The 21,295-nt window shown below is 68.6% G+C and carries 18 protein-coding genes and 1 pseudogene; 8 read left to right on the forward strand and 11 right to left on the reverse strand.

Features of this window, described 5'->3' with window-relative positions:
* Window positions 1–73: 73 nt before the first annotated feature.
* Genes BUF17_RS15270 through BUF17_RS15285 form a run of 4 tightly spaced genes read right to left on the reverse strand, consistent with a single transcriptional unit; the run spans window position 74 to window position 3,537 of the window.
* Window positions 74–1,009, reverse strand: coding sequence for a glycoside hydrolase 5 family protein (locus tag BUF17_RS15270; protein WP_073630233.1), 936 nt, complete (start codon window positions 1,007–1,009; stop codon window positions 74–76).
* On the reverse strand, window positions 1,006–1,809 hold the full coding sequence (locus BUF17_RS15275; RefSeq protein WP_073630235.1) for a TIGR04290 family methyltransferase: 804 nt from the start codon (window positions 1,807–1,809) through the stop codon (window positions 1,006–1,008). The genes BUF17_RS15270 and BUF17_RS15275 overlap by 4 nt, the downstream gene beginning before the upstream one ends.
* A gap of 37 nt (window positions 1,810–1,846) precedes the next feature.
* On the reverse strand, window positions 1,847–2,440 hold the full coding sequence (locus tag BUF17_RS15280; protein WP_073630238.1) for a histidine phosphatase family protein: 594 nt from the start codon (window positions 2,438–2,440) through the stop codon (window positions 1,847–1,849).
* A complete protein-coding gene (locus BUF17_RS15285; RefSeq protein ID WP_073630240.1) occupies window positions 2,437–3,537 on the reverse strand; it encodes an inositol-3-phosphate synthase in 1,101 nt (366 codons plus the stop codon). The genes BUF17_RS15280 and BUF17_RS15285 overlap by 4 nt, the downstream gene beginning before the upstream one ends.
* Window positions 3,538–3,706: 169 nt before the next feature.
* On the opposite strand from BUF17_RS15285, the gene BUF17_RS15290 reads away from it, so the two are divergent.
* Together BUF17_RS15290 and BUF17_RS15295 are read left to right on the forward strand one after the other, a co-directional pair.
* A complete protein-coding gene (locus BUF17_RS15290) occupies window positions 3,707–5,467 on the forward strand; it encodes a hypothetical protein (protein ID WP_073630242.1) in 1,761 nt (586 codons plus the stop codon).
* Between the two features lie 77 nt (window positions 5,468–5,544).
* Window positions 5,545–6,114 carry a sigma-70 family RNA polymerase sigma factor gene (locus BUF17_RS15295; RefSeq protein ID WP_073630244.1) on the forward strand — a complete coding sequence of 190 codons (570 nt, stop codon included), beginning with the start codon at window positions 5,545–5,547 and terminating at the stop codon, window positions 6,112–6,114.
* An 80-nt stretch (window positions 6,115–6,194) separates the two neighbouring features.
* On the opposite strand, the gene BUF17_RS15300 is transcribed toward BUF17_RS15295, so the two are convergent.
* From BUF17_RS15300 to BUF17_RS15330, 7 genes are all read right to left on the reverse strand, one after another.
* A complete protein-coding gene (locus tag BUF17_RS15300) occupies window positions 6,195–7,253 on the reverse strand; it encodes a UDP-glucuronic acid decarboxylase family protein (protein WP_073630246.1) in 1,059 nt (352 codons plus the stop codon).
* 99 nt (window positions 7,254–7,352) lie between these two features.
* Complete coding sequence (locus BUF17_RS15305; protein WP_073630248.1) at window positions 7,353–8,501, reverse strand: CgeB family protein; 1,149 nt, start codon at window positions 8,499–8,501, stop codon at window positions 7,353–7,355.
* The gene (locus tag BUF17_RS15310) at window positions 8,498–9,592 is read right to left on the reverse strand and encodes a CgeB family protein (RefSeq protein WP_073630250.1); all 1,095 of its coding nucleotides are present in this window, start codon (window positions 9,590–9,592) and stop codon (window positions 8,498–8,500) included. Before BUF17_RS15310 ends, BUF17_RS15305 begins: the two co-directional genes overlap by 4 nt.
* Window positions 9,589–10,719 carry a CgeB family protein gene (locus BUF17_RS15315; RefSeq protein ID WP_073630252.1) on the reverse strand — a complete coding sequence of 377 codons (1,131 nt, stop codon included), beginning with the start codon at window positions 10,717–10,719 and terminating at the stop codon, window positions 9,589–9,591. Before BUF17_RS15315 ends, BUF17_RS15310 begins: the two co-directional genes overlap by 4 nt.
* Window positions 10,720–10,726: 7 nt before the next feature.
* Window positions 10,727–11,854, reverse strand: a complete 1,128-nt coding sequence (locus BUF17_RS15320) for a glycosyltransferase family 4 protein (protein WP_244530905.1) — start codon at window positions 11,852–11,854, stop codon at window positions 10,727–10,729.
* A gap of 149 nt (window positions 11,855–12,003) precedes the next feature.
* Complete coding sequence (locus BUF17_RS15325) at window positions 12,004–13,092, reverse strand: NAD-dependent epimerase/dehydratase family protein (RefSeq protein WP_073630254.1); 1,089 nt, start codon at window positions 13,090–13,092, stop codon at window positions 12,004–12,006.
* Entirely contained in the window at window positions 13,089–14,195 is a 1,107-nt protein-coding gene (locus BUF17_RS15330) for an NAD-dependent epimerase/dehydratase family protein (protein ID WP_073630256.1), read from the reverse strand. Before BUF17_RS15330 ends, BUF17_RS15325 begins: the two co-directional genes overlap by 4 nt.
* A gap of 209 nt (window positions 14,196–14,404) precedes the next feature.
* Between BUF17_RS15330 and BUF17_RS23405 the strand changes: the two genes are divergently transcribed.
* From BUF17_RS23405 to cyoD, 6 genes and pseudogenes are all read left to right on the forward strand, one after another.
* Window positions 14,405–14,536: a hypothetical protein gene (locus BUF17_RS23405; RefSeq protein WP_280163274.1), complete on the forward strand. Its 132-nt coding sequence runs from the start codon at window positions 14,405–14,407 to the stop codon at window positions 14,534–14,536.
* A gap of 95 nt (window positions 14,537–14,631) precedes the next feature.
* A pseudogene (locus BUF17_RS15335) lies at window positions 14,632–16,950 on the forward strand (glucose/quinate/shikimate family membrane-bound PQQ-dependent dehydrogenase); the annotation flags it as partial.
* Window positions 16,951–17,178: 228 nt separating this feature from the next.
* The gene (gene cyoA / locus BUF17_RS23270) at window positions 17,179–18,078 is read left to right on the forward strand and encodes a ubiquinol oxidase subunit II (RefSeq protein WP_280163326.1); all 900 of its coding nucleotides are present in this window, start codon (window positions 17,179–17,181) and stop codon (window positions 18,076–18,078) included.
* A 2-nt stretch (window positions 18,079–18,080) separates the two neighbouring features.
* Window positions 18,081–20,084, forward strand: a complete 2,004-nt coding sequence (gene cyoB / locus BUF17_RS15345) for a cytochrome o ubiquinol oxidase subunit I (RefSeq protein WP_073630258.1) — start codon at window positions 18,081–18,083, stop codon at window positions 20,082–20,084.
* A complete protein-coding gene (cyoC, locus tag BUF17_RS15350; protein ID WP_073630260.1) occupies window positions 20,081–20,773 on the forward strand; it encodes a cytochrome o ubiquinol oxidase subunit III in 693 nt (230 codons plus the stop codon). Before cyoB ends, cyoC begins: the two co-directional genes overlap by 4 nt.
* Entirely contained in the window at window positions 20,770–21,192 is a 423-nt protein-coding gene (cyoD, locus tag BUF17_RS15355) for a cytochrome o ubiquinol oxidase subunit IV (protein ID WP_073630262.1), read from the forward strand. The genes cyoC and cyoD overlap by 4 nt, the downstream gene beginning before the upstream one ends.
* The last annotated feature ends 103 nt before the right edge of the window (window positions 21,193–21,295 follow it).

Below are 21,295 nucleotides of genomic sequence, written 5' to 3' on the forward strand. Positions count from 1 at the left end.
CGTCGTTGATGCGGCGAAGGAAGGTGAGAACGCCGGTGGTCTGCCGTTGCCTTATGGCAAATCCCTGCGCGCCTCAGACCGCGGCGAGTCTTCGCTCCGCGGCCGCATCCAGACGCACCACGGGCGGGGCATAGCGGCGGATCATCTCGGCGCAGAAGCCGGCGAATTCGTCGGGAACCAGCGGCGCGCTGGTGTGATGCGGCATCAGCCCGCGATGCTCGGGGGTGAAGCAGAACGTGACTGTCACCTCGAACTCCGCGAGCGCCTCCATCTGGCGATCGAACCACGCAAGCGCGCCCGGGCGGTAGCTATCGGCCCAGGAAAGCCCGGTGCGCAGATGGCGGACGCCGAGTTCCTTCATGCGGCGCACCGCCTGGTCGAGGCGGTGGTCCTCGAAGTGAAACCACTGCACCAGACCCATCTGCGGCGCGTGGCGGCGGAACAACTCGAAGGCGGGCTTGGGCGTGTCGTCCTCGCGCAGCAGGCCCATGTAGAAATGCCGGTAATAGGACGAGCCCTCGGCCTCGCGGTGGCGGGTGGTGGCCTCCCATGCGCGGGGCAGGTCGTAGAGGCTGTACCAGTGGATGCGCGGCGCGCGGCCGATCAGGAGGTCGGCCGATCGTTCCAGGCCCCAGGCCTGCACCTCCTCGGCACCGAAGGTGGAGATGCCGACCTCGCTCACCCAGACCGGCAGATCGGTGACGGCCTGGATCTCGGCGATCCTCTGCGGCCACTCGTGGATCTGCCAGAGGTTCCAGTCGAGCGGAAAGCCGTGCACCGCGACCGCATCGACATGATCGAGCACGCCGAATGCCCGCATCCGCGACATGAAGCCCGGATCGATCGGGGAAATGCCGCCGAGAACCCGGGTGATCGCCGGATTCTCGGCACCGATGGCATCGGCGGCGAGGATCGCCATTTCGGCGAACCGGCGCCAGTCCGGGTCGACCTCCGGATCCCAGTGGGACTTGTTGTTGGGCTCGTTCCAGATCATCGCGGCTTCGATCATTCCGGCCTTCCTTTCGGCGGGTAGACGGCGCCTTCGCCAGCCGGAGGACCATGCGGGCGGCAGAGATAGACCTCGGCCTCCGGATGCGCGGCGATGGAAAATCCGGCGCTGCGCAGCATGGCCTCCGCGCAGGAGCGGTTCGGAATCCACCAGTTGGTGGGATCGCCGGCATAGCGGCGCTCGATGAAGTGCAGGCGCGGAAAGGAGGGATCCGCGAACGGGTCGTCGCGCCAGAAATCGTAATCCTCCGCCACGGCGCCGGTCTCGGCACTTCCGCGCTGCATCGACTGGAACACCAGAAGGTCGCCGACCACGTGCTCGCGCAGCAGGTCGAGCGCCAGCAGCGGATGGCGGAGGTGATAGAGCACGCCCATGAAGAGCACGATGTCGAACCGCTCGCCGAGCGCGCCGACATCGTAGACCGAGCCCTGGCGGAACTCGATCTCGACACCGGAGGCCTCCACCGCGAAGCGTGCCTGGGCGAGATAGCGTGGATCGGTATCGAGGCCAAGAACGCGGCTTGCGCCGCGCCGCTTCATCTCGATCGAATAGAAGCCGGCATTGCAGCCGACATCGAGCACGGTCTTGCCGGCGAGATCGGCCGGAATCGCGTCCGCGAACTTGCGCCACTTGACGGCGGGATAATCGCCGAGAAAATGCTCCGGCGCCGTCCGCACGCCGCCGATCTCGATATTGTGGAACCAGGGGCCGAGTTCGGCGATGCGGCGGCGGAGCGCTTCACGGTCGGCGGGCGCCGTGGCCGGCCTCGCCGGGGCGGCAGAGTGTTCGGCGAAGGGCATTGCTGACGGCACTGTTGATGACTTGGCCATGGTCATGTCAGACACCTTCGTTCAGGCGGATCAGGCGGGCGCCCTGGCCGTCGTCGGCGACGACCGTGATCGACGCCGGATCGATCTCGAAGCGGAAACACCGGTCCGCCGGCAGTCCGAGCGTGTGGCAGACCACGGCCTTGATGACGTCGGCGTGAGTGACGAGCACCACGGTTTCCCCGTCGTGGCGGCGGCGGAGCGCATCCATCCGCCCGAGCACGCGGCGGCCGACATCGTCCATGCTCTCGCCGTTCGGCGTGCGCGCGCTCGCGCGGTCCTCGTTCCAGCGCCGCCATGCCGGATCGGTGTTGAGTTCGTCGAACGTCTTGCCGGACCACGCGCCGAAGTCGATTTCGTCGAGGTCCGGATCGATCTCGACAGGGCCGATTTCGGCCAGCACGGAGATCGCCATCGCGGTTTCGCGCGTGCGCTCGCGCGGGCTCGACACGATCGCCGCGAACGTCTCCCGCTGCATGCGGCGGGCCAGCCGCTCCGCCTGCTCGCGGCCGGCCGGGCCGAGGTGAACGCCCTCCATCCGGCCGGCGAGATAGCTGCCGAGGGAATCGTGGGCGGCGTGGCGGACGAGATAGAACGTCGTCATTCGGCGGCGTCCCGGGCGCCGGAGTGGCCGTCGATGAACGCCAGTGTGCGCTGGCGCGCCTCGGCATCGGTGAACTGCACCGGCGGGGACTTCATGAAATAGCTCGACGGGCCGACGAGCGCGCCGGCGATGCCGCGGTCGAGCGCGAGCCTGGCGCAGCGGATGGCATCGATCACCACCCCGGCGGAGTTGGGCGAATCCCAGACCTCGAGCTTGAGTTCGGCATTGAGCGGCACGCCGCCGAATGTCGTTCCCTCCAGCCGGATGTAGGCCCACTTGCGGTCGGTGAGCCACGGCACGTGGTCGCTCGGACCGACATGGATGTCGTCGGGCGGCAGCGGCGTGTCGAGCTGGCTCGCGACCGATTGCGTCTTCGAGATCTTCTTGGATTCGAGCCGCTCGCGTTCGAGCATGTTGAGGAAGTCGGTGTTGCCGCCGAAATTGAGCTGGTAGGTGCGATCGAGCCGCACGCCCCGCTCGCGGAACAGGTTGGCGAGCATCCGGTGGACGATGGTGGCGCCGACCTGGCTCTTGATGTCGTCGCCGATGACCGGCAGGCCGCGCGCCTCGAAGCGCGCGCTCCATTCGGGGCGGGAGGCTATGAAGGCGGGGATGCAGTTGATGAAGGCGCACCCGGCCGCGAGCGCCTGTTCCGCATACCACTGGGTCGCCTGCTCCGAACCGACCGGGAGATAGGAGATCAGGATCTCTGTGTTCGTCCGGCGCAGCACCTCGGCGACATCGATCTCCGGCGCGTCGGATTCCATCAGCGTTCCGGCGAGATAGCGCCCGATGCCGTCGAGAGTCGGGCCGCGCTCGACGACGACGCCCGTCGCCGGGACGTCGGCGAAGCGCAGCGTGTTGTTGGGACTGGCGAAGACGGCCTCCGCCACATCGCGGCCGACTTTTCCGGCCGCGACATCGAAGGCTGAGACGATCTCGATGTCGTCGAGGCGATAGCCGCCGAGTTCGACGTGCATCAGGCCGGGAACGGTCTCGCTGTCGTTCAGGCCGCGATAGAAGCCGAGGCCCTGCACCAGCGACGACGCGCAGTTGCCGACGCCGATGATGCCGATCCGTATCTTGCCCTGTGCCATCTCGCTCACCGTCTGTCACGCCCGGAACGCCCGGAACGGCGGCGGGGAAGGAATGTTCCCGGCGGCGGGGCGGAATTCGGCCTTCGTCCGGCCAAGGGCAACCGGATCAGTCCTCGGCCGTTGTCGTCATGAACCGGACATATCGACCGGAGGCCGGGAAGGGATCGGCGTGATCATCCATGGTGACAGCGAGCGGTGGGAGGCGGCCGAAGCGGTCAGGGCATCCGTCCTGGGCGCGCTCGCGGCCGTGCGCACCGCGGGTGACGGCATAAGCCGGCACGACGCGCTGGTCGACGCGTTCATACGCGCGGGCGAACTCGTGCAGGGTCTGGCGGATGCGGACTTCGACCGCTTCGGCTTCGATGTGGTTTCGCGCACCCAGCGCCGGGGCGCGGCCGTGCTGCTCGCATTCGCCCATGCCATCCTGCAGACACGCGGTGGAGGGCGGGATTTCGACGCGGGCACGCTCGACGAGATCGCGCGGCAGCTCGCGGCGCTGCCATGCGACGGATTGGTCAGGACGCGCAGCTGCGAGGGATACGCCCATTATGCCGTGATGCCGGAGAGCTATCTCGCGGCGGCGCGGCAATCCGGCCTCGATTCCGCGACCTGCGTCATCGGCCTGCGCAGCATCGGCACGGGGCTCGCCGCGCTGGTGGCGGCCGCTCTCGGTGCGGAGCCGCCGATCAGCCTGCGTCCCACAGGGCACCCCTTCGACCGCGAGATACGGGCGAGCCCCGACCTGATCGTCCGGGCGGTCGGGAAGCCGGGCGTGCGGTTTGCGATCGTCGACGAGGGCCCCGGACTGTCCGGGTCGTCGTTCGCAGCCGCCGCGCGGTGGCTGATCGAGAACGGCGTCGGCAAAGAGCGCATCCATTTCTTCCCGAGCCATAGCGGAGAGCCGGGGCAGGCCGCCTCAGAGCGCACGCGGGCGCTGTGGCAGGACATTCCGCATCACGTCTGCGGGGAGGACATCCTGCTAGCGCCGGACGGGCTCGGTGACCAGCTCCGTCCCCTGATCGGGCCGCTTACGCGGCCGCTGGAAGACATTTCCGCCGGACGGTGGCGGCGCAGGGCGGGGATCGAGGGCTACGCACCCGTCGACCTCCGGTTCGAGCGGCGCAAGTTCCTCGCCCATGCCGAGAGCGGACGCTGGCTTATCAAGTTTGCCGGGCTCGGCGCGGTCGGGCAGTCGAAGCTGCGGCGCGCGCGCACCCTGGCCGACGCGGGCTTCACGCCCGAAATCGCCGGGCTCTGCCGCGGGTTCATCGTCGAGCGGTGGATTGCGCACCGCACGACGGGCGTGCCGCTGTGGGACGGTTCCGCCCGTTCCGATCAAAGCCCCGACCGCAGCCGGCTGATGGACCGGCTCGCCGACTACATGGCCTACCGCGCCACGCATCTCCGCTCCGACGAGCCGGGCGCTTCGCTTGAAAAGCTCCGGGAGATGGCCGTGCACAATACCGGGCTCGCGCTCGGCAGTGCGGCGGGGGCGGTGCTGGAGCGGCTCCTGCGCGAGATCAGCACCCTCGCGCCGTCGGTGCGGCCGATCGAGATCGACGGCAGGCTGCACGCCTGGGAATGGATCGCGACGCCGGGCGGGCTCGTGAAGGTCGATGCGATCGACCACTGTCACGGCCACGACTTGATCGGCTGCCAGGACGTCGCCTGGGACGTCGTCGGCGCGATCGTGGAGCACGGCCTTTCGGCGGAGGAATATCGGGCGCTTTGCGGGCGCATGGCCGAGCGCGGCGTCGGCGTCGATGCCCGCCTGATCCGCGCCCTGCTGCCGTGCTATCTCGCCTTTCAGCTCGGATTGTGGTCGAGCGCCGTGCCGCCTTCGTCGTCAGGTGCCGCGATATCGGACCGCCTCGCCGCCTTCTACGGCGAGGGATTGCGGCAATTGCTCGAGCGCACGCCCATCGCGTGATGAAGGGAGGGAACTTACCTTCCGTTTCCACGTTGAGCATCATCACGCATTATCAGGCACCCCGTGGAGGCTCAGCCTTGAACGCCGTCCTCCCAAAACGAACGGACGCAAACTCCGTCGTCGAGGTCATTCCTGCGCTCCGGGCATTCGCCCGGACCTTCTGCAGAGACCCACACGATGCGGACGACCTCGTCCAGGAAACGCTCGCCAAGGCGATCGCCAATCTCGACAAGTTCGAGGACGGCACCCGCCTCAAGTCGTGGCTCTTCACCATCATGCGCAATACGTTCTATTCGCGCATCCGGATCACCAATCGCGAAGTTTTAGGCGCGGCCGACAATCTGCCCGAGCCCGCTGTGTCCGCGACGCAGGAGTGGTCGCTGCGGGGGCTGGAGGTTCGCGAGGCGGTGGAACGGCTTCCGCCGAACTACCGCGAGGTGCTCGTGCTCATCGGCGTCCTCGGCATGAGCTACGAGGAAACCGCCGTGATCTGCGGTTGCGCCATGGGCACGATCAAGAGCCGTCTCAACCGCGCCCGCGCGAGCGTGCTCGAAATGCTCGGCGAAAACTCGGCCGAGGCGCTGGTGGAATCGGCGGAATGGCTGAAGCCTCCCCCGTTCGCCGCCGGAAACCCGCAGAAACGCTAATCTCCCGTCCGCGCTGATTTTCCATTGTTCCGCTGTTGCGCCCCGACCGGCACCTGCCCGGCCGGGGCGTTTTCGTTCGCTCAGCCCATCGCGCTGGCCTGCGTCTGCGCCGCATCGTCCGCCACCGGCCTGCGCCGCTTGCGCGCGGAGGGGGGCACTGTCGCCCCCTCCTCCAGCACGGCCTCGCGGGCGAAATGGTGGATCGTTGCGGCCAGCCCCTTGCGGAGCGGCACGGCCGGACGCCAGCCGAGAAGCTCCGTGGCGAGGCCGATATCCGGCCGGCGGCGCTTCGGGTCGTCCTCCGGCAGCGGCCTGAAGACGATCGGGGAGCGCGATCCGGTCATTTCCAGCACCATGGACGCGAGATCGATGACGGTGAACTCACCGGGATTGCCGAGATTGACCGGGCCGTCCGGAGCCGGGTCGACTTCCATCAGCCGCATCAGGCCCTCGACGAGATCCGATACGAAGCAGAACGAGCGCGTCTGCGAGCCGTCGCCGTAGATGGTGAGCGGGCGGCCGGTCAGTGCCTGAACAATGAGGTTGGAGACGATCCGGCCGTCGCGAGGGTGCATCCTCGGACCGTAGGTGTTGAAGATCCGGGCGACGCGGATATCGGCGCGGCCCGCGCGCAGATAGTCGAAGCACATCGCTTCGGCCGCGCGCTTGCCCTCGTCGTAGCAGGCACGCGGGCCGGTGCAGTTGACATGACCGGTATAGCTCTCAGTCTGCGGATGAATCTCCGGGTCTCCATAGACCTCGCTCGTCGACGCCTGGAGGAAACGCGCGCCGTTGCGCTCGGTGAGTTCGAGAAGATTCAGCGTGCCGACGACGCACGTCCGCATCGTGTGAACCGGATCGGCCTGATAGTGAGGCGGCGAGGCTGCGCAGGCGAGATTGTAGACGCGGTCGACGGGCTCCCCCGGATCGAACGGCTGGCAGATGTCGCCCGCGATCAGCCGGAAGCGGCGGTGGCTGGCGAAGGCCTCGACATTCGCCTTCGTCCCGGTCAGGAAATTGTCGACGCAGAGGACCCGATGCCCCGCCATGAGCAGGGCTTCGCACAGGTGCGAGCCGAGAAAGCCGGCGCCACCGGCAACGACAACGGTATCCGGGCGTCCAATCGTTGATTTCGGCATGTCGCTCCTCCTGCGGTCCGGGCTGGAACGCCCCTTCATCGCGATCAAGTCACGTCGCTTCCGGCTCCGGCGATCGGCCGGCCGCCGCATATCCGGTCGTCATGCCGCCGCGTGGCTCTCCGCCGGCGACGACGGCGGAGCGAGCGCGGAGAGGAAATCCCGGGCCCGGGCCGCCCCGGTGTGGGCGGATGCCACGATCTCACGCGCCGCCGCGGCGACCGCGCGCCGAGCGGTCTCGTCGTCGCCGGCGAGGAGGGCGCAGACATCCTCCGTCCGCTCCGCGACGTGGATCGCCCGCCCGGGGGGAAAGAAGTCGGCCACGCCGGGCCATGGGTCGGTCACGATCGGCACCCCGCAGGCGGCGGCCTCGAACAGGCGCACGCTCGGCGACCAGCCGGCAGCCACCATGTCGCGGCGGGTGACGCTCAGGGTGAAGCGCTGGCGGCTGTAGAACGAGGCGTGCTCGTCGGGCGCCAGATGGTCGATCCGCTCGACATTGGCGGGCCAGTCGATCGTGTCGGGATATTGCGGGCCGGCGACGACGAACCGGCGGCCGGGCATCCGCCGCGCGGGCTCGATGAGGAGCCGTTCGAGCGCTGGCTGCCGGTCCGCGCTGTAGGTGCCGAGGTAGCCGAGATCCCAGCGGACCGGTTCGCCCGTCGCCGCGTAACGCAGGGGGTCGACCGAGCAATAAAGCGCCTCGGCCCGGCGGGCCCCGAACTCCCGCTCCAGGCGATCGAGGTTCGGCCCCCCGGAGAACGAGAAATAGAGGTCGAAAAAGGGGACCTGCCGGCGGGCAAGATAATCGCAGGCGCCTCCGGCGAGAGCGCTTTCCGATCTGAACGGGTTATGCTCCAGCGCCGCGAGCGTGACGGGCGTGTCGATGTCGTAGAAGCAGAGCGCGCCCGCCACCAGCGGCTCGACGGCATCGATGACCGCGATGCCCTCCGGCGTGTAGGAGCCGACGACCACCGCATCGGCCGTGGCGAGCAAAAGGCCGTGGTGCGCCGTCAGATCGTCGACGGAGCGGTAATAGTGCAGGGCGCAGAAGTCGGGATCGGGAAGATCGCGGTTCGCGGCATACCACGGCACGTCGCGTTCCAGGAACGTGAGGCGGTGGCCGAGTGCGGCGAGCCCGCGCAGCAGCGACCGGTATGTGGTGGCATGGCCGTTGCCCCACGAGGACGACAGCGACAGACCGATGAAGACGATGTTCCGGGTGTCGGGATTTCGGGGGCCGGCATTCATCGCGCGGCCTCCGCCAGCGGCCGGACCGCAAGGCGCCGCAGCACCCGGTCGGCCTCGACCGCGCGGTGCGCGTAGGTGTGGCCGGCCAGCACGCGGCGGCGGGCGGCGTCGCCGATCTCGCGCGCCCGGACCGGGGTCAGGGATTGCACGATTTCGGCCACGTCCCGCCCGTCGCGGGCGACGAGAATCTCCTCGCCCGGCTTCAGGAAGCGCTCGATGCCGGGCCACAGGTCCGTGACGATGCAGGCGCCTGCGCCGGCCGCCTCGAACACGCGGGTCGCGGGCGAGAAGCCGTTGCTGGCCATGCTGTCGCGGCTGATGTTGAGCACCGCGCGGGGGCCCGCATTGAAGGCATTGTGATCGCGCGTGCCGACATGGCCGATCTGCAGGACGTTGGACGGCATCGGCTTCTCGTCCCAGCCGGAGCCGCCGATGAGGAAGCGATGATCCGGAAGCCGTGCCGCGGGTTCGAGAAAGAACGCCTCGACGCGGGCCTCGCGGTCGGGCAGGCGGTTGCCGAGGAAGCCGAGATCGGCTGTGAAGCGCTCGTCCGGCAGCACCGGATGGTGGGTGGCCGGATCGAGCGCGTTGTAGATCGGGATGCACTCGGCCGCGCCCATCTCCCGGTAGCCCCGCACCACGGGATCGCCGCCGCCATAGGTGAGGACGACGCCGATGTCCTTCAGCACGCGCCGGAGCGGGTGGTGCGGCTCCTGGCGAAGCTGGGCGAGGGTGGCCGGGGCATCCACGTCCCAGAACACCGTCAGGGCATCCGGACGGGCATGGCGGAGCACTTCGAGCAGCAGCGCCTCGTCCTCGTAGCCGACGCCGCTCGCCTTGACGACGATATCGGCCTCGGCGGCCTCGCGGGCGACACCGACGAGCCCCTGGGGCGTGGCCTCGTAGACCACGACGCTGCACCAGTCCGGCGGCTCGATATCGCGGTTTCTCTGGCGGTCGTAGACGTCGGGCTCGTAGAAGGTGATGTGATAGCCCCGTTCCGCCAGCGCCTTCAGGAGCCCGCGATAATAGGTGGCCGCGCCGTTCCAGTAGCTCGACAGCAGGCTCGATCCGTAGAACGCCATTCTCATTGCGCGGCCTCCTTCTGGGCGAGTTCGGAGACGACCGCGGCGGTGCCGCAGCGCGACAGGATGTCGAGAAGTTCGTCGACGCGGTGCGCGCAGGTGTGGCGTGCGCGGATGGTTTCGAGCCCGTTGGCCGCGAGCGAACGGCGCAGGTCGAGATCGTTGAGCAGCGCCTCCAGCGTGTCGCGCATGGCCTCGCCGCCGCGGGCGAACACGAAGTCGGTGCCCGGGCGGAACAGCCCCTCGGCATCGTCCCACGGCGCCGACACCAGCGGGATGCCGCAGGCGAGAGCCTCGAACATCCGGATTGTCGGGATCCCCGGAAGGCTTTCGACATAGGGTCGCCGGGGGATGTGGACGGTGACGCGGTGGGCCGCGAAGCATCCGGGCACCTCGGCGTTCGGCGTCCAGCCGCGGAAGGAGATGCCGGCGGCCGCCAGCGTTTCGAGCGCCGCGTCGGGATAGCGGACGCCGTGCACCGTGGCGGACAGGTCGAGGTCGCGGACCGGCTCGACCAGATATTCCGCGATCTCGGCGGTGCGTTCGCCGTCTCCCCAGTTGCCGATCCAGACGAGGTCAGCCTCCTTGCGGACATCGGGCGCCGGCTTGAACAGGCGGATGTCCGCCGCCTCGTGCCAGGTGTGGACGTCGCGCCCCCAGCCGGCGGCGACATAGCGCTGCCGGAGCGCCTCGCCGAAGGCGAGCACCGCGTCATAGTCCTCGAGCGGCAGGGCGGCGATGGCATCGTGCTCGGAAACCGCGCGGTGATGGGTGTCGTGGAACAGCAGAGTGAAGCGACCGCCATCGCGGCGCGCCCGGCCGATGCGGCCGACGAGGGCCGGCTCGGTCCACTCGTGAACCACCACCACGTCGGTCTGCGAAAGCGCCGCCTCGTGGTCGAAATCAGGTCCGTATTCTGCCGAGCGCAGCTCCGGAAACGTCTCGGCGAAGCGCGCCAGTGCGGCCTCGCCCTGATCGCGCACAAGGTTGGCGCGGCTCCATCCGTCCTCGGGCTCCAGCGCGAGCGCGTCGTGGCCGCGCGCGACGAGGTCGCGCATCACACCGCGCAGGAAGTGTGCGTTGCCGTGGTTCCAGTCCGAGACAAGCGAGTGGGTGTAGAAGACAAACCGCATGGGACATTCACTCCGCGAAGCTCAAGGCAGGCTGGACGGTGAAGGCAGCCCGGTCGTAAAGCGCACGCATCGCGGCGGCCTGCCCGGCGACGGTGAAGCGCTGCGCGCGCTCGAAGGCGGCATCCGCCAGCGCATCGCGGGCGTGGCGGTCGCCGGCCAGCCAGTTCAGGGTCTCGCCGAGAACGGCGGCGTCGCCCGCCGGAAAGAACAGGGCCGCGCCCTCCCAGAGCTCGCGGTAGGTCGGGATGTCGGCGAGGACGAGCGGCGCGCCAGAGGCGGCCGCCTCCAGCGGCGCGAGGCCGAAAGGCTCGTAGATCGACGGCGACACGAACACGCCGCAGCGGGCCATCAGCCACCGCAGGTCCTCGTTCCGCAGCGGGCCGAGCCCGACCGCCTCGCGGAAATCGTGCCGCGTGCCGTTCGGCCCCGTCGCGGACCCGGCCGCAAGGATCGGCCAGCGGGATCGCGCCGCCGCCGCATCCAGCGCGCGGGCGTTCTTGCCTTCATCCCACCAACGGCCGGCAGCGAGCACGAAGTCCTCCCGGCCATGAGCCCGTGGGCCGAGCGGGGCGGCGTTGTGGACGACGTGCAGCCGGGGAAGGTCGCCATAGAGGGCCGACAGGGCGGCCGCATGGCTGCGGCTCGGCGCGACCGCGATATCGGCGCGGGCGAACCCGCGGCGGTTTCGCTCCGTCTGCCACGCCCAGTCCGGCGGAACCTCGCCGCCCCGCACCGCCCGGAACCACGTCGCGGCGCAAGAGTGCGAGACGGCGACGACGGGGCAGGAGACATCGAGACCGACGGCCTGGGAGGGCGCATTGACCTGCACGAGATCCGCCCTGTGCCGCCTTGCGAGCGCAGCCAGACTGGCGCCGAGACCGACGACATCCGCCTCGTCGGCGGCGAGCCATTCCGGCGGCGAATCCACCCACTCGATGATGGCGAACGCCGCCGCCGCCCGGCACTGCTCGCGCGAAGGCCGCGGCCCCACGCCGGCCAGCACGACGGTGTCGCCGGCCGCCGCGAGTTCCCGCGCCAGCGTGGCGGCGTAGTGCCAGACGCCACCGACGGCATCTGTCGTCATCAGGATGCGGCGGGGCGGCGCGCTCGGCTTCATGCGGATTGCCTTCTTCATGCGTCTGGCGTGTTCCCCCCCGCGCACGGACGCCAGGGAGCGGAAGCGGGGTCGAGACGGCCCGGAACCGGATGGAGGCCATCTCACCCCTGATGGCCGGCTTGTGGGCACAAGGGCCGGGCTTCGGTGCGCCGCGCGGAGAGAGCGCGTCACACCTCGGCCTTCTCCCGGGTCAGCCGGGCTGCCGGATTGCGGTGGCGGATCAGCCAGGCGGCGAGATCGCGGATGCCGTTGCGCCAGCCGATCGTCGCCCTCCAGCCGAGCGCCGCCTCGATGCGCCCGGTGTCGGCGACGAAATAGGGCTGGTCGCCGGGGCGCTCCGCGGCATGGCGCACGGGAACCGGACGCGCGGTGATCGTCGCGATCTCGTCGAGCACCGCACGCAGGCTGACGGCATTGGCCGGCCCGCCGCCGAGATTGAAGGCCTGTCCCTTCAGCGTCTCGATCCGGTCGAGCAGGCCGAGATAGGCGGAGACCGCGTCGCGGACATGGAGGACATCGCGGACCTGCCGGCCGCTGCCGAAGATGGTGATCGTGTCGCCCGACAGCGCGCGCAAAAGGAAGTTCGCGACCCAGCCCTGATCCTCAGTGCCGAACTGCCGGGGGCCATAGATGCAGCTCATGCGCAGCACGGCGGCAGGGATCCCGTAGGACGCGACGTAGTCGAGAACGTACTGATCGGCGACGCCCTTGGAGCAGCCATAGGGCGTCCGGAACTGGAGCGGACGGGTCTCGTCGATCCCACGGGCGGCGATGGCGGCGTCCGCCGGTTCGAACCGGTCATCGCGCTCGGCGAAGGCGAGGTCTTCGAGGCTGCCATAGACCTTGTTGGTGCTGGCGAACACGACCGGGATGCGGTGCCCGGACAGCCGCACCGCCTCGAGAACGTTGAGGGTGCCGCGCGCGTTGACGTCGAAGTCGTCCACCGGATCGACGAGGCTGGTGGTGACGGCCGTCTGCGCCGCGAGGTGGATCACCGCGCGCGCGCCGGAGAGGAGGGTGCGCATCGCCGCCGCGTCGCGGACATCGGCGCGTTCGACGGCGAGGCGGCGGGTGTGCCGCTCCGCGAGCCAGGCGAGGTTTTCCTCCACGCCGGGACGGCTCAGATTGTCGATCACCAGCACCGGCCGGCCGATGGACAGCAGTCGGTCGGCGATGTTGGAGCCGATGAAGCCGCAGCCGCCGATCACGGCAACAGGCGCGGCGGACGCCCTGTCGGAAGCAAGGGGGTGCGTCATGACACGAGCCCCATGGCTTCGAGCTCCTGCTTCATCACGGCGCCGCGGTCGACCGCGACGGAGCCGCGCACCCAGTCGACGATCTCGCCGAGGGAATCCTCCAGCCGGTGGGCGGGGCGGTAGCCGAGAAGATCGCGCGCCTTGGCGATGTCGGCGAAGCAGTGGCGGATGTCGCCGGAGCGCGCCTTGCCGAGCACTTCGGGCACGAGATCCGGCCGACCCATGGCGCTGGCGAGCAGGGTGGCGACCTCGGAGATGGAATAGGCCTGGCCGCTGCCGACATTGATGACCTGCCCGCGGGCGCCCTCCTGTTCGAGCGCAAGCCGGAACGCGGTCGCGACGTCGCGGACATGCACGAAATCGCGCTTCTGGTGGCCATCCTCGAACACCATCGGCGACTTGCCGTTGGCGAGGCGGGAGGCGAAGTTGGCGAGCACGCCGGTATAGGGATTGGAAAGCGCCTGCCCCGGCCCGAACACATTGAAGAGCCGCAGCGCGACGGCATCGACGCCATAGGCGCGACCGAAGATCAGCACCGCGCATTCCTGGGCATATTTGGTGAGCGCGTAGATCGAGGCGAGATCGACCGGCTTCTGCTCGTCGGTCGCGACCGGAACGAGCGGCGTTCCATCCGCCGCGGCGGGATCCCAGAGGCCCGCCTGCATCCGCGACGGATTGCGGCGGGCATGATCCAGGCGCCGTCCGTCGGCCGTCGTATAGACGCCTTCGCCATAGACGCTCATGGAGGAGGCGACGACGATCCGCCTCACCGGATGGCGGATCAGCGCCTCCAGCAGGACCGCCGTGCCGAGATCGTTGGCGCCGACATAGCGCGCGATCTCGTACATCGACTGGCCGACCCCGACCTCGGCGGCGAGATGCACCACGCCCTCGACGCCGCGCAGCGCCTCTTCCAGGCAGGCCCGGTCGCGAACGTCGCCCGTGACCAGTTCGGCCCCGTCGGGAAGGCCGGCGAGGCCCTCGCCGTGCACCTGCTCGATCAGGGCATCGAGCACCCGCACCCGATAGCCGTGCCGCAGCAGCTCTTCCGCGACATGCCGGCCGATGAAGCCGGCTCCACCCGTGACAAGAATGCTTTTCACCGCCGAGTCCTCGCTTCGAGGCGTCCGGTTCACGACGCTTCTCGGCAACCGAACGGGGCTTCGGCAGCTTTGTTCCCCGCGGCGTCCGGTCCGGGACCGCACCGTTTCCCGTCATCGGCGCGACGCGGTCGCCGGCCGGGAAACGATCCGAAGCGGGAACATTCCGGCACAAGCACGGTTGGGGCGCTTGCTGACGAAAGGGCGAGGCCATGCACCGCACACGACTGCTCTGGATTCTCGCCGCCGCGGTGATCGTGGCGATCGCCGTCTATGCCTTCAGCGCCTCCGATCCCGACCGGCCCGGGCAACCCCCGCCCCACGCGATCGACCAGTCGGACTGATTCCCGATGCGGCGTGAACCGCCGGCTCCGTCGGCGCCGCGGCGCGAACCTCACATCGGCAACGCAGGAATGCGGTGCCCGCAGCGAGGGATGCCATGATCATCGTTCTCACATCGGCCGCGCTTGCGCTGTTCGGCCTGGCGATTCTCGCGGGCGGCGCCTGGCTGATCGCGCTCGGCGGCAGCTGGTTCTATGGCTTCATCGGCGTGATGTTCCTCATCACCGCCGTCCTGCTCTGGCGCCGAAAGGGTGCGGCGCTCGCGGCCTACGGCATTCTCGTGCTCGCCGCCATCGTCTGGGCGGTGTGGGAGGTCGGGTTCGACTGGTGGCAGCTCGCCCCGCGAGGCGGCGTCATCGTCGTGTTCGGGCTATGGCTGCTGACGCCCTGGATACGGCGCGGGCTCGTCAGCGGTAGCGCGGCGGAACGTCTTCCGAACCGCTGGCCGCTCGCGGTGCCCGTTCTGGTCTCCATCGCCGTCGCGGCCTATGCGATGACGACCGATCCCCACGACATGGCCGGCACGCTGCCGCAGCGCGCCGTCGCCTCGGCCAACTTTGGCGGCAACGTCCCGGCCGGCGACTGGCATCAATATGGCCGCACGCCCTACGGCCAGCGCTATTCGCCGCTCGACCAGATCAACGCCGAGAACGTCTCGCAGCTCAAGCTCGCCTGGCAGTACCAGACGGGCGACGTCAAGCTGCCGGACGACGTCTCCGAGACGACCTATCAGGTCACGCCGCTGAAGGTGGGTGACACGCTCTATCTGTGCACGCCGCACAACTGGGCGATCGCGCTCGACGCCCGCACCGGCCGCGAGAAGTGGAAATATGTCGCCGAGTCCGGCCTCAACCCGGACCGGCAGCACCAGACCTGCCGCGGCGTCACCTACTGGGTCGATCCTGAGGCGGCAGCCGGAACGCCCTGCGCGACGCGGGTTTTCCTGCCGACCTCCGATGCCCGTCTGATCGCGCTCGATGCGGCGACCGGCGCGGTGTGCACCGGCTTCGCAGATCAGGGCGCGCTGCATCTGGAAGCCGGCATGAAGTACAACCCGGCCGGTTACTATTATTCCACCTCGCCGCCGGTCGTCGTCGACGGCAGGCTGATCATCGGCGGCGCGGTCAATGACAATTACTCGGTCCATTCCCAGTCCGGCGTGATCCGTGCCTTCGACGCCCGCAACGGCACGCTGCTCTGGAACTGGGATTCCGGCAACCCCGATGAGACCGCACCCCTCGCGCCGGGCGAGACCTACACCACCAATTCCCCGAACAGCTGGTCGGTTTTCAGCGTCGATGAGGGCCTCGGCCTCGTCTACATCCCGCTCGGCAACCAGGTTCCCGACCAGCTCGGCATGGGCCGCAGCGAGGCCGTCGAACGCTTCTCCTCCTCGATCGTGGCGCTCGACGTCGCGACCGGGCAGGTGCGATGGGTGCGCCAGACCGTCCATCACGATCTCTGGGACATGGATGTCCCCGCCCAGCCGGTGCTGTTCGACCTGACGCGGCCCGACGGGACCGTTGTTCCGGCGCTCGTCGGCCCGACCAAGCAGGGCGACATCTACGTTCTGGACCGGCGGAACGGCGAGCCGATCATCCCCGTGCGCGAGGTGCCGGCGCCGGGGGGCACCATTCCCGAGGATTTCAGCGCGCCGACCCAACCCCTTTCCGATCTCACCTTCTCGCCGCCGCCGCTGCGCGAGCGCGACATGTGGGGCATCACGCTGCTCGACCAGCTCGCATGCCGGATCGAATTCCACCGCTACCGCTACGAAGGGCGCTACACGCCGCCGTCCGTGAAGGGCACCATCGTCTATCCCGGCAATTTCGGCGTGTTCAACTGGGGCAGCGTGGCGGTCGATCCCGAACGGCAGGTCATGTTCGCAATGCCCACCTATCTCGCCTTCATCTCGCGGCTGGTTCCCGCCGCGGAGATGCCGCCGAAAGGCGCCGAGAAGGGCAGCGAGCAGGGGCTGAACCGTAACGAGGGCGCGCCCTACGGCGTCTATATGGGGCCGTTCCTCGGGCCGCTGGATATTCCCTGCCAGGCGCCGCCGTGGGGCTACGTCGCCGGCGTCGATCTTCTGACGGGCAAGATCGCCTACAAGCACAAGAACGGTACCGTCTACGACATGACGCCGCTGCCGCTGCCATTCAAGCTCGGCGTGCCCGGCATCGGCGGCCCGCTGCTGACGCGGGGCGGCGTCGCCTTTCTCGCCGCCGCCGTCGACGACTACTTCCGCGCCTACGACGTCACCGACGGGCGGCAGCTGTGGGAGGCGCGGCTGCCGGCCGGCGGCCAGTCGACGCCCATGACCTACATGCAGGACGGCCGCCAATATGTCCTGATCGTCGCGGGCGGCCACGGCTCCATCGGCACCAAGCCGGGCGACTATGTGCTGGCCTACACGCTGGACGGAACCGAGGCCCCGGCGACGACCCCGTCGGCATCCATCCCGTGGCTGGTGACCCCGGCCGCCGCCCAGACGGCGCCCCCGCCCGCCTCGCCCTCGACACCGGGTCCGCCGTCTCAGGCGCCGCCGTCGGCATCGGGACCGCCTTCGCAAGCCGGACCGTCCCTGCCCGAGGCAACACCCCAGCGCGCGGCCGACTCGTGCGCCAGCGGCCCGGCCGGCGTCGCCGTGACGGACTGCACCGGCGGGGTGCTCGATCCGCTCGGCCCGGTCGGGCAGGGCAACCGGACGATTCTGCTCAACGCGCTGGCGGTGATGCTCGCGATCGTCGTCCCGACAATGATCGCGACGGTGTGGTTCGCCTGGTGGTTCCGCGCCTCAAACCGCAAGAGCCGCTACGACCCGGACTTCACCTATTCAGGCCGGATCGAGATGATCGTCTGGTCGATTCCGACGCTGACGATCCTCTTCATCGGCGGGCTGATCTACTACGGCTCGCACGACCTCGACCCGCGCAGGCCGCTCGCCTCGGACAGACCGCCGCTCGAGGTGCAGGTCGTCGCCCTCGACTGGAAATGGCTGTTCATCTACCCGCAGCAAGGCATCGCGGCGGTCAACGAGCTCGTCATTCCCGCCGGCACGCCCGTGCGGTTCCGCCTGACCTCGGCCAGCGTGATGAACGTATTCTTCGTGCCGCAGCTCGGCACCATGATCTACGCGATGAACGGCATGGAGAGCGAGTTGAACCTCCAGGCCGACAAGGAAGCGGTGCTCTACGGCCAGTCGGCCCACTATAGCGGCGCCGGCTTTCCCGACATGAACTTCGCGGTGCGTGCGGTCGCGCCACCGGCATTCGAGGCCTGGGCCGACGGCGTGAAGACCGGCGGGCGGGTTCTCGACGCGCAGGCCTACACCGCCCTCAGCCGTCAAAGCCAGAACGTCGCGCCCTTCACCTTCGGCAGCGTCCCGACCGGGCTGTTCGACGCCATCGTGCGCCAGGCCCTTCCGCCCGCACCGGGGCCCGGAACCGGCCGTGGCGGTGAGCCCGACGTGCATCCCGTTCCCCCGATCGAAACCTCCGGCACCGGCACTTCCGCCGCCGGCCACCACCGACACGAGGACGGCTGAACATGCTGGGCAAGCTCGACTGGTCGGCCATACCGTTCAACGAACCGATCCCGCTGATCGCCGCGCTGGTCGTCTTCCTCGGACTGGCGGCGGTGCTGGGCTGGGTCACCGTGCGCGGCTACTGGCCCTATCTCTGGCGCGAGTGGATCACCTCCGTCGACCACAAGCGCATCGGCGTGATGTACATCATGCTGGCCGTGCTCATGCTGCTGCGCGGCTTCGTCGACGCCATCATGATGCGGACCCAGCAGGCGGTCGCCGTCGGCGGCAGCGAGGGCTACCTGCCGCCGGACCACTACGATCAGATCTTCTCCGCCCACGGCACCATCATGATCTTCTTCGGCGCGATGCCGTTCATGATCGGGCTGATGAACTATGCCGTGCCGCTGCAGCTCGGCATCCGCGACGTGGCCTTCCCCACGTTCAATTCCGTGAGCTTTTGGCTCACCGCCTCGGGCGCCCTTCTCGTCAACGTCTCGCTGGTGATCGGCGAGTTCGCCCGCACGGGCTGGCTGCCCTACGCGCCGCTTTCGGAACTCGACTACTCGCCGGGCGTCGGCGTCGACTATTATCTCTGGGCGATCCAGCTTTCCGGCGTCGGCACCCTGATGACGGGGGTCAATCTCGTCACCACGATCCTGAAGATGCGCGCGCCCGGCATGGGCTATCTGCGCATCCCGATGTTCTGCTGGACGTCGCTCGCCGCGAACCTCCTCATCGTCGCGGCCTTTCCGATCCTCACGGCCACGCTCGCGATGCTGACGCTGGACCGCTATCTCGGCTTCCACTTCTTCACCAACGAAGCCGGCGGCAACCCGATGATGTTCGTGAACCTCATCTGGGCCTGGGGACATCCGGAAGTCTACATCCTCGTGCTGCCGGCCTTCGGCATCTTCTCGGAGATCTTCTCGACGTTCTCGTCAAAGCCGCTGTTCGGCTACCGCTCCATGGTGGCGGCGACGCTGTTCATCTGCGTCGTCTCCTTCACCGTGTGGCTGCACCACTTCTTCACCATGGGGGCGGGGGCCAACGTCAACGCCGCCTTCGGCATCGCCACCTCGATCATCGCCGTCGGCACCGGGGTGAAGATCTACAACTGGCTGTTCACGATGTATGGCGGTCGGGTGCGGTTCGACACTCCGATGCTGTGGGCGATCGGTTTCGTGCTGACCTTCGCCGTCGGCGGCATGACCGGCGTGCTGCTCGCCGTGCCGCCGGCCGATTTCGTGCTGCACAACTCCATGTTCCTGGTCGCCCATTTCCACAATGTCATCATCGCCGGCGTGCTGTTCGGGGCGTTCGCGGGCTACACCTACTGGTTCCCGAAGGCGTTCGGTTTCCGGCTTCACGAGGGATGGGGCAAGGCGGCGTTCTGGCTGACGCTGGCCGGCTTCATCCTGGTGTTCGTGCCGCTCTACGTGCTCGGCCTGCAGGGCATGACCCGCCGGCTCCAGCATGTTCCGGTCGAGTCCTGGCAGGGCTGGCTCAACATCGCCGTTGCCGGCATCGCCGTGATGATCGCAGGCGCGGCCTGCCAGATCGGCCAGCTGTTCTACTCGATCCGTCACCGCGACGCGCTGCGCGACGAGACCGGGGATCCCTGGGACGGCCGCTCGCTCGAATGGTCGACGCCGTCGCCGCCGCCGGTGTTCAACTTTCCGCACATGCCCCACGTCGAGAACGAGGAGGCCTACTGGACGATCAAGCAGCGGGCGATCCGGGGACAGGTGCTGGAAGACCAGCCCTATGAGCCGATCGAGATGCCGAAGAACAGCCCGGCCGGATTCGCCAGCGCCTTCTTCACCACCATGATCGGCTTTGCCCTGATCTGGCACATCTGGTGGCTCGCCGTGCTCGGGGTGATCGGCGCCTACGTCATCTTTGTCGCCTTCGCCTGGCGCGACGTCGGCGAGTACGAGATCGAGGCGGAGGAGGTCGAGCGGATCGACCGGCCGCGCCGCGAGGCCCGCCGTGCCCTTTACGAACATGGGGAGGAGCCCGCATGAGCGCCGGAACCGGAGCCCTGCCTGATCGTCCGAACATCCGCAGCGGCCGGGAGGATCCCTATCGCCTCGGCCACAGGCGGCACGGTCACGGCCACAGCGCGACGGGGCACGGCGAGGGCGGGCCCGCGTCGAGATATGTGATCGTCGCCTATGGATTCTGGATCTTCCTGCTGTCCGACATCATCATGTTCTCGGCCTTCTTCGCCGCCTATGCGGTGCTGTCGGGCGAGACCGCCGGGGGACCGGGCGGGGCGGAGCTGTTCGACGTGCCCCGCGTGATGCTGCAGACGGCGCTGCTGCTGACCTCCAGCGTCACCTGCGGCATCGGTAGCCTCGCGGCCCAGAGGCGCAACCTGCCCGGCGTTCAGCTCTGGCTGATGCTGACCGGGCTGTTCGGCGCCGCCTTCCTGGCCCTGGAGGTGCAGGAATTCGCCGAGATGATCGCGGAAGGCGCCGGGCCCGGCCGCAGCGCGTTCCTGTCCGCCTTCTTCGCGCTCGTCGGCTGCCACGGCATCCACGTCACGCTGGGCCTGCTGTGGCTCGGCACGATGATGGCGCAGCTGATGGTGAAGGGCTTCCGGCCCGACATTCTCAGGCGCCTGCACTGCTTCAACCTGTTCTGGCACGCCCTCGACATCATCTGGATCGCGATCTTCACGCTCGTCTACCTTCTGGGAGCCGGCCCATGACCGAACGAACGTCCTGCCACCACCCCGCGGATTTCGACGACATGGCCCCGGGCGAAAACCGCGACACGGAGCCAGCGACGGGGCTGCGCGGCTACCTCGTGGGATATGGCCTCGCCATCCTGCTCACCGCCGTGTCCTATGCCGTGGCCCGCAGCGGCCTGATCTACGAGCCCGCCATCGTGTCGGCCCTGGTGGTGCTCGCCATCGCGCAGATGGGGGTGCACCTCGTGTTCTTCCTCCACCTCACCACCGGGCCGGACAACACCAACAATGTGCTGGCGCTGGCATTCGGCGTGCTGATCGTCGCGCTCGTGGTGATCGGATCGATCTGGATCATGACCCACCTGAACCACAACATGATGCCCATGCATCAGGGCATGGACAGCCCGGCGGCCGCCTCCGAGGCGGGTTTCCGCTAGAGCATATCCCGTTCAGATCGAACCGATCCGAACGACAAGGATATGCTCTAGCTTTTGAATCTGGAGCGATTTCTTGTCGATCTGATGTTTCCATCAGATCGGA

The sequence above is a fragment of the Pseudoxanthobacter soli DSM 19599 genome (assembly GCF_900148505.1).
GTDB classification, from domain to species: Bacteria; Pseudomonadota; Alphaproteobacteria; order Rhizobiales; family Segnochrobactraceae; genus Pseudoxanthobacter; species Pseudoxanthobacter soli.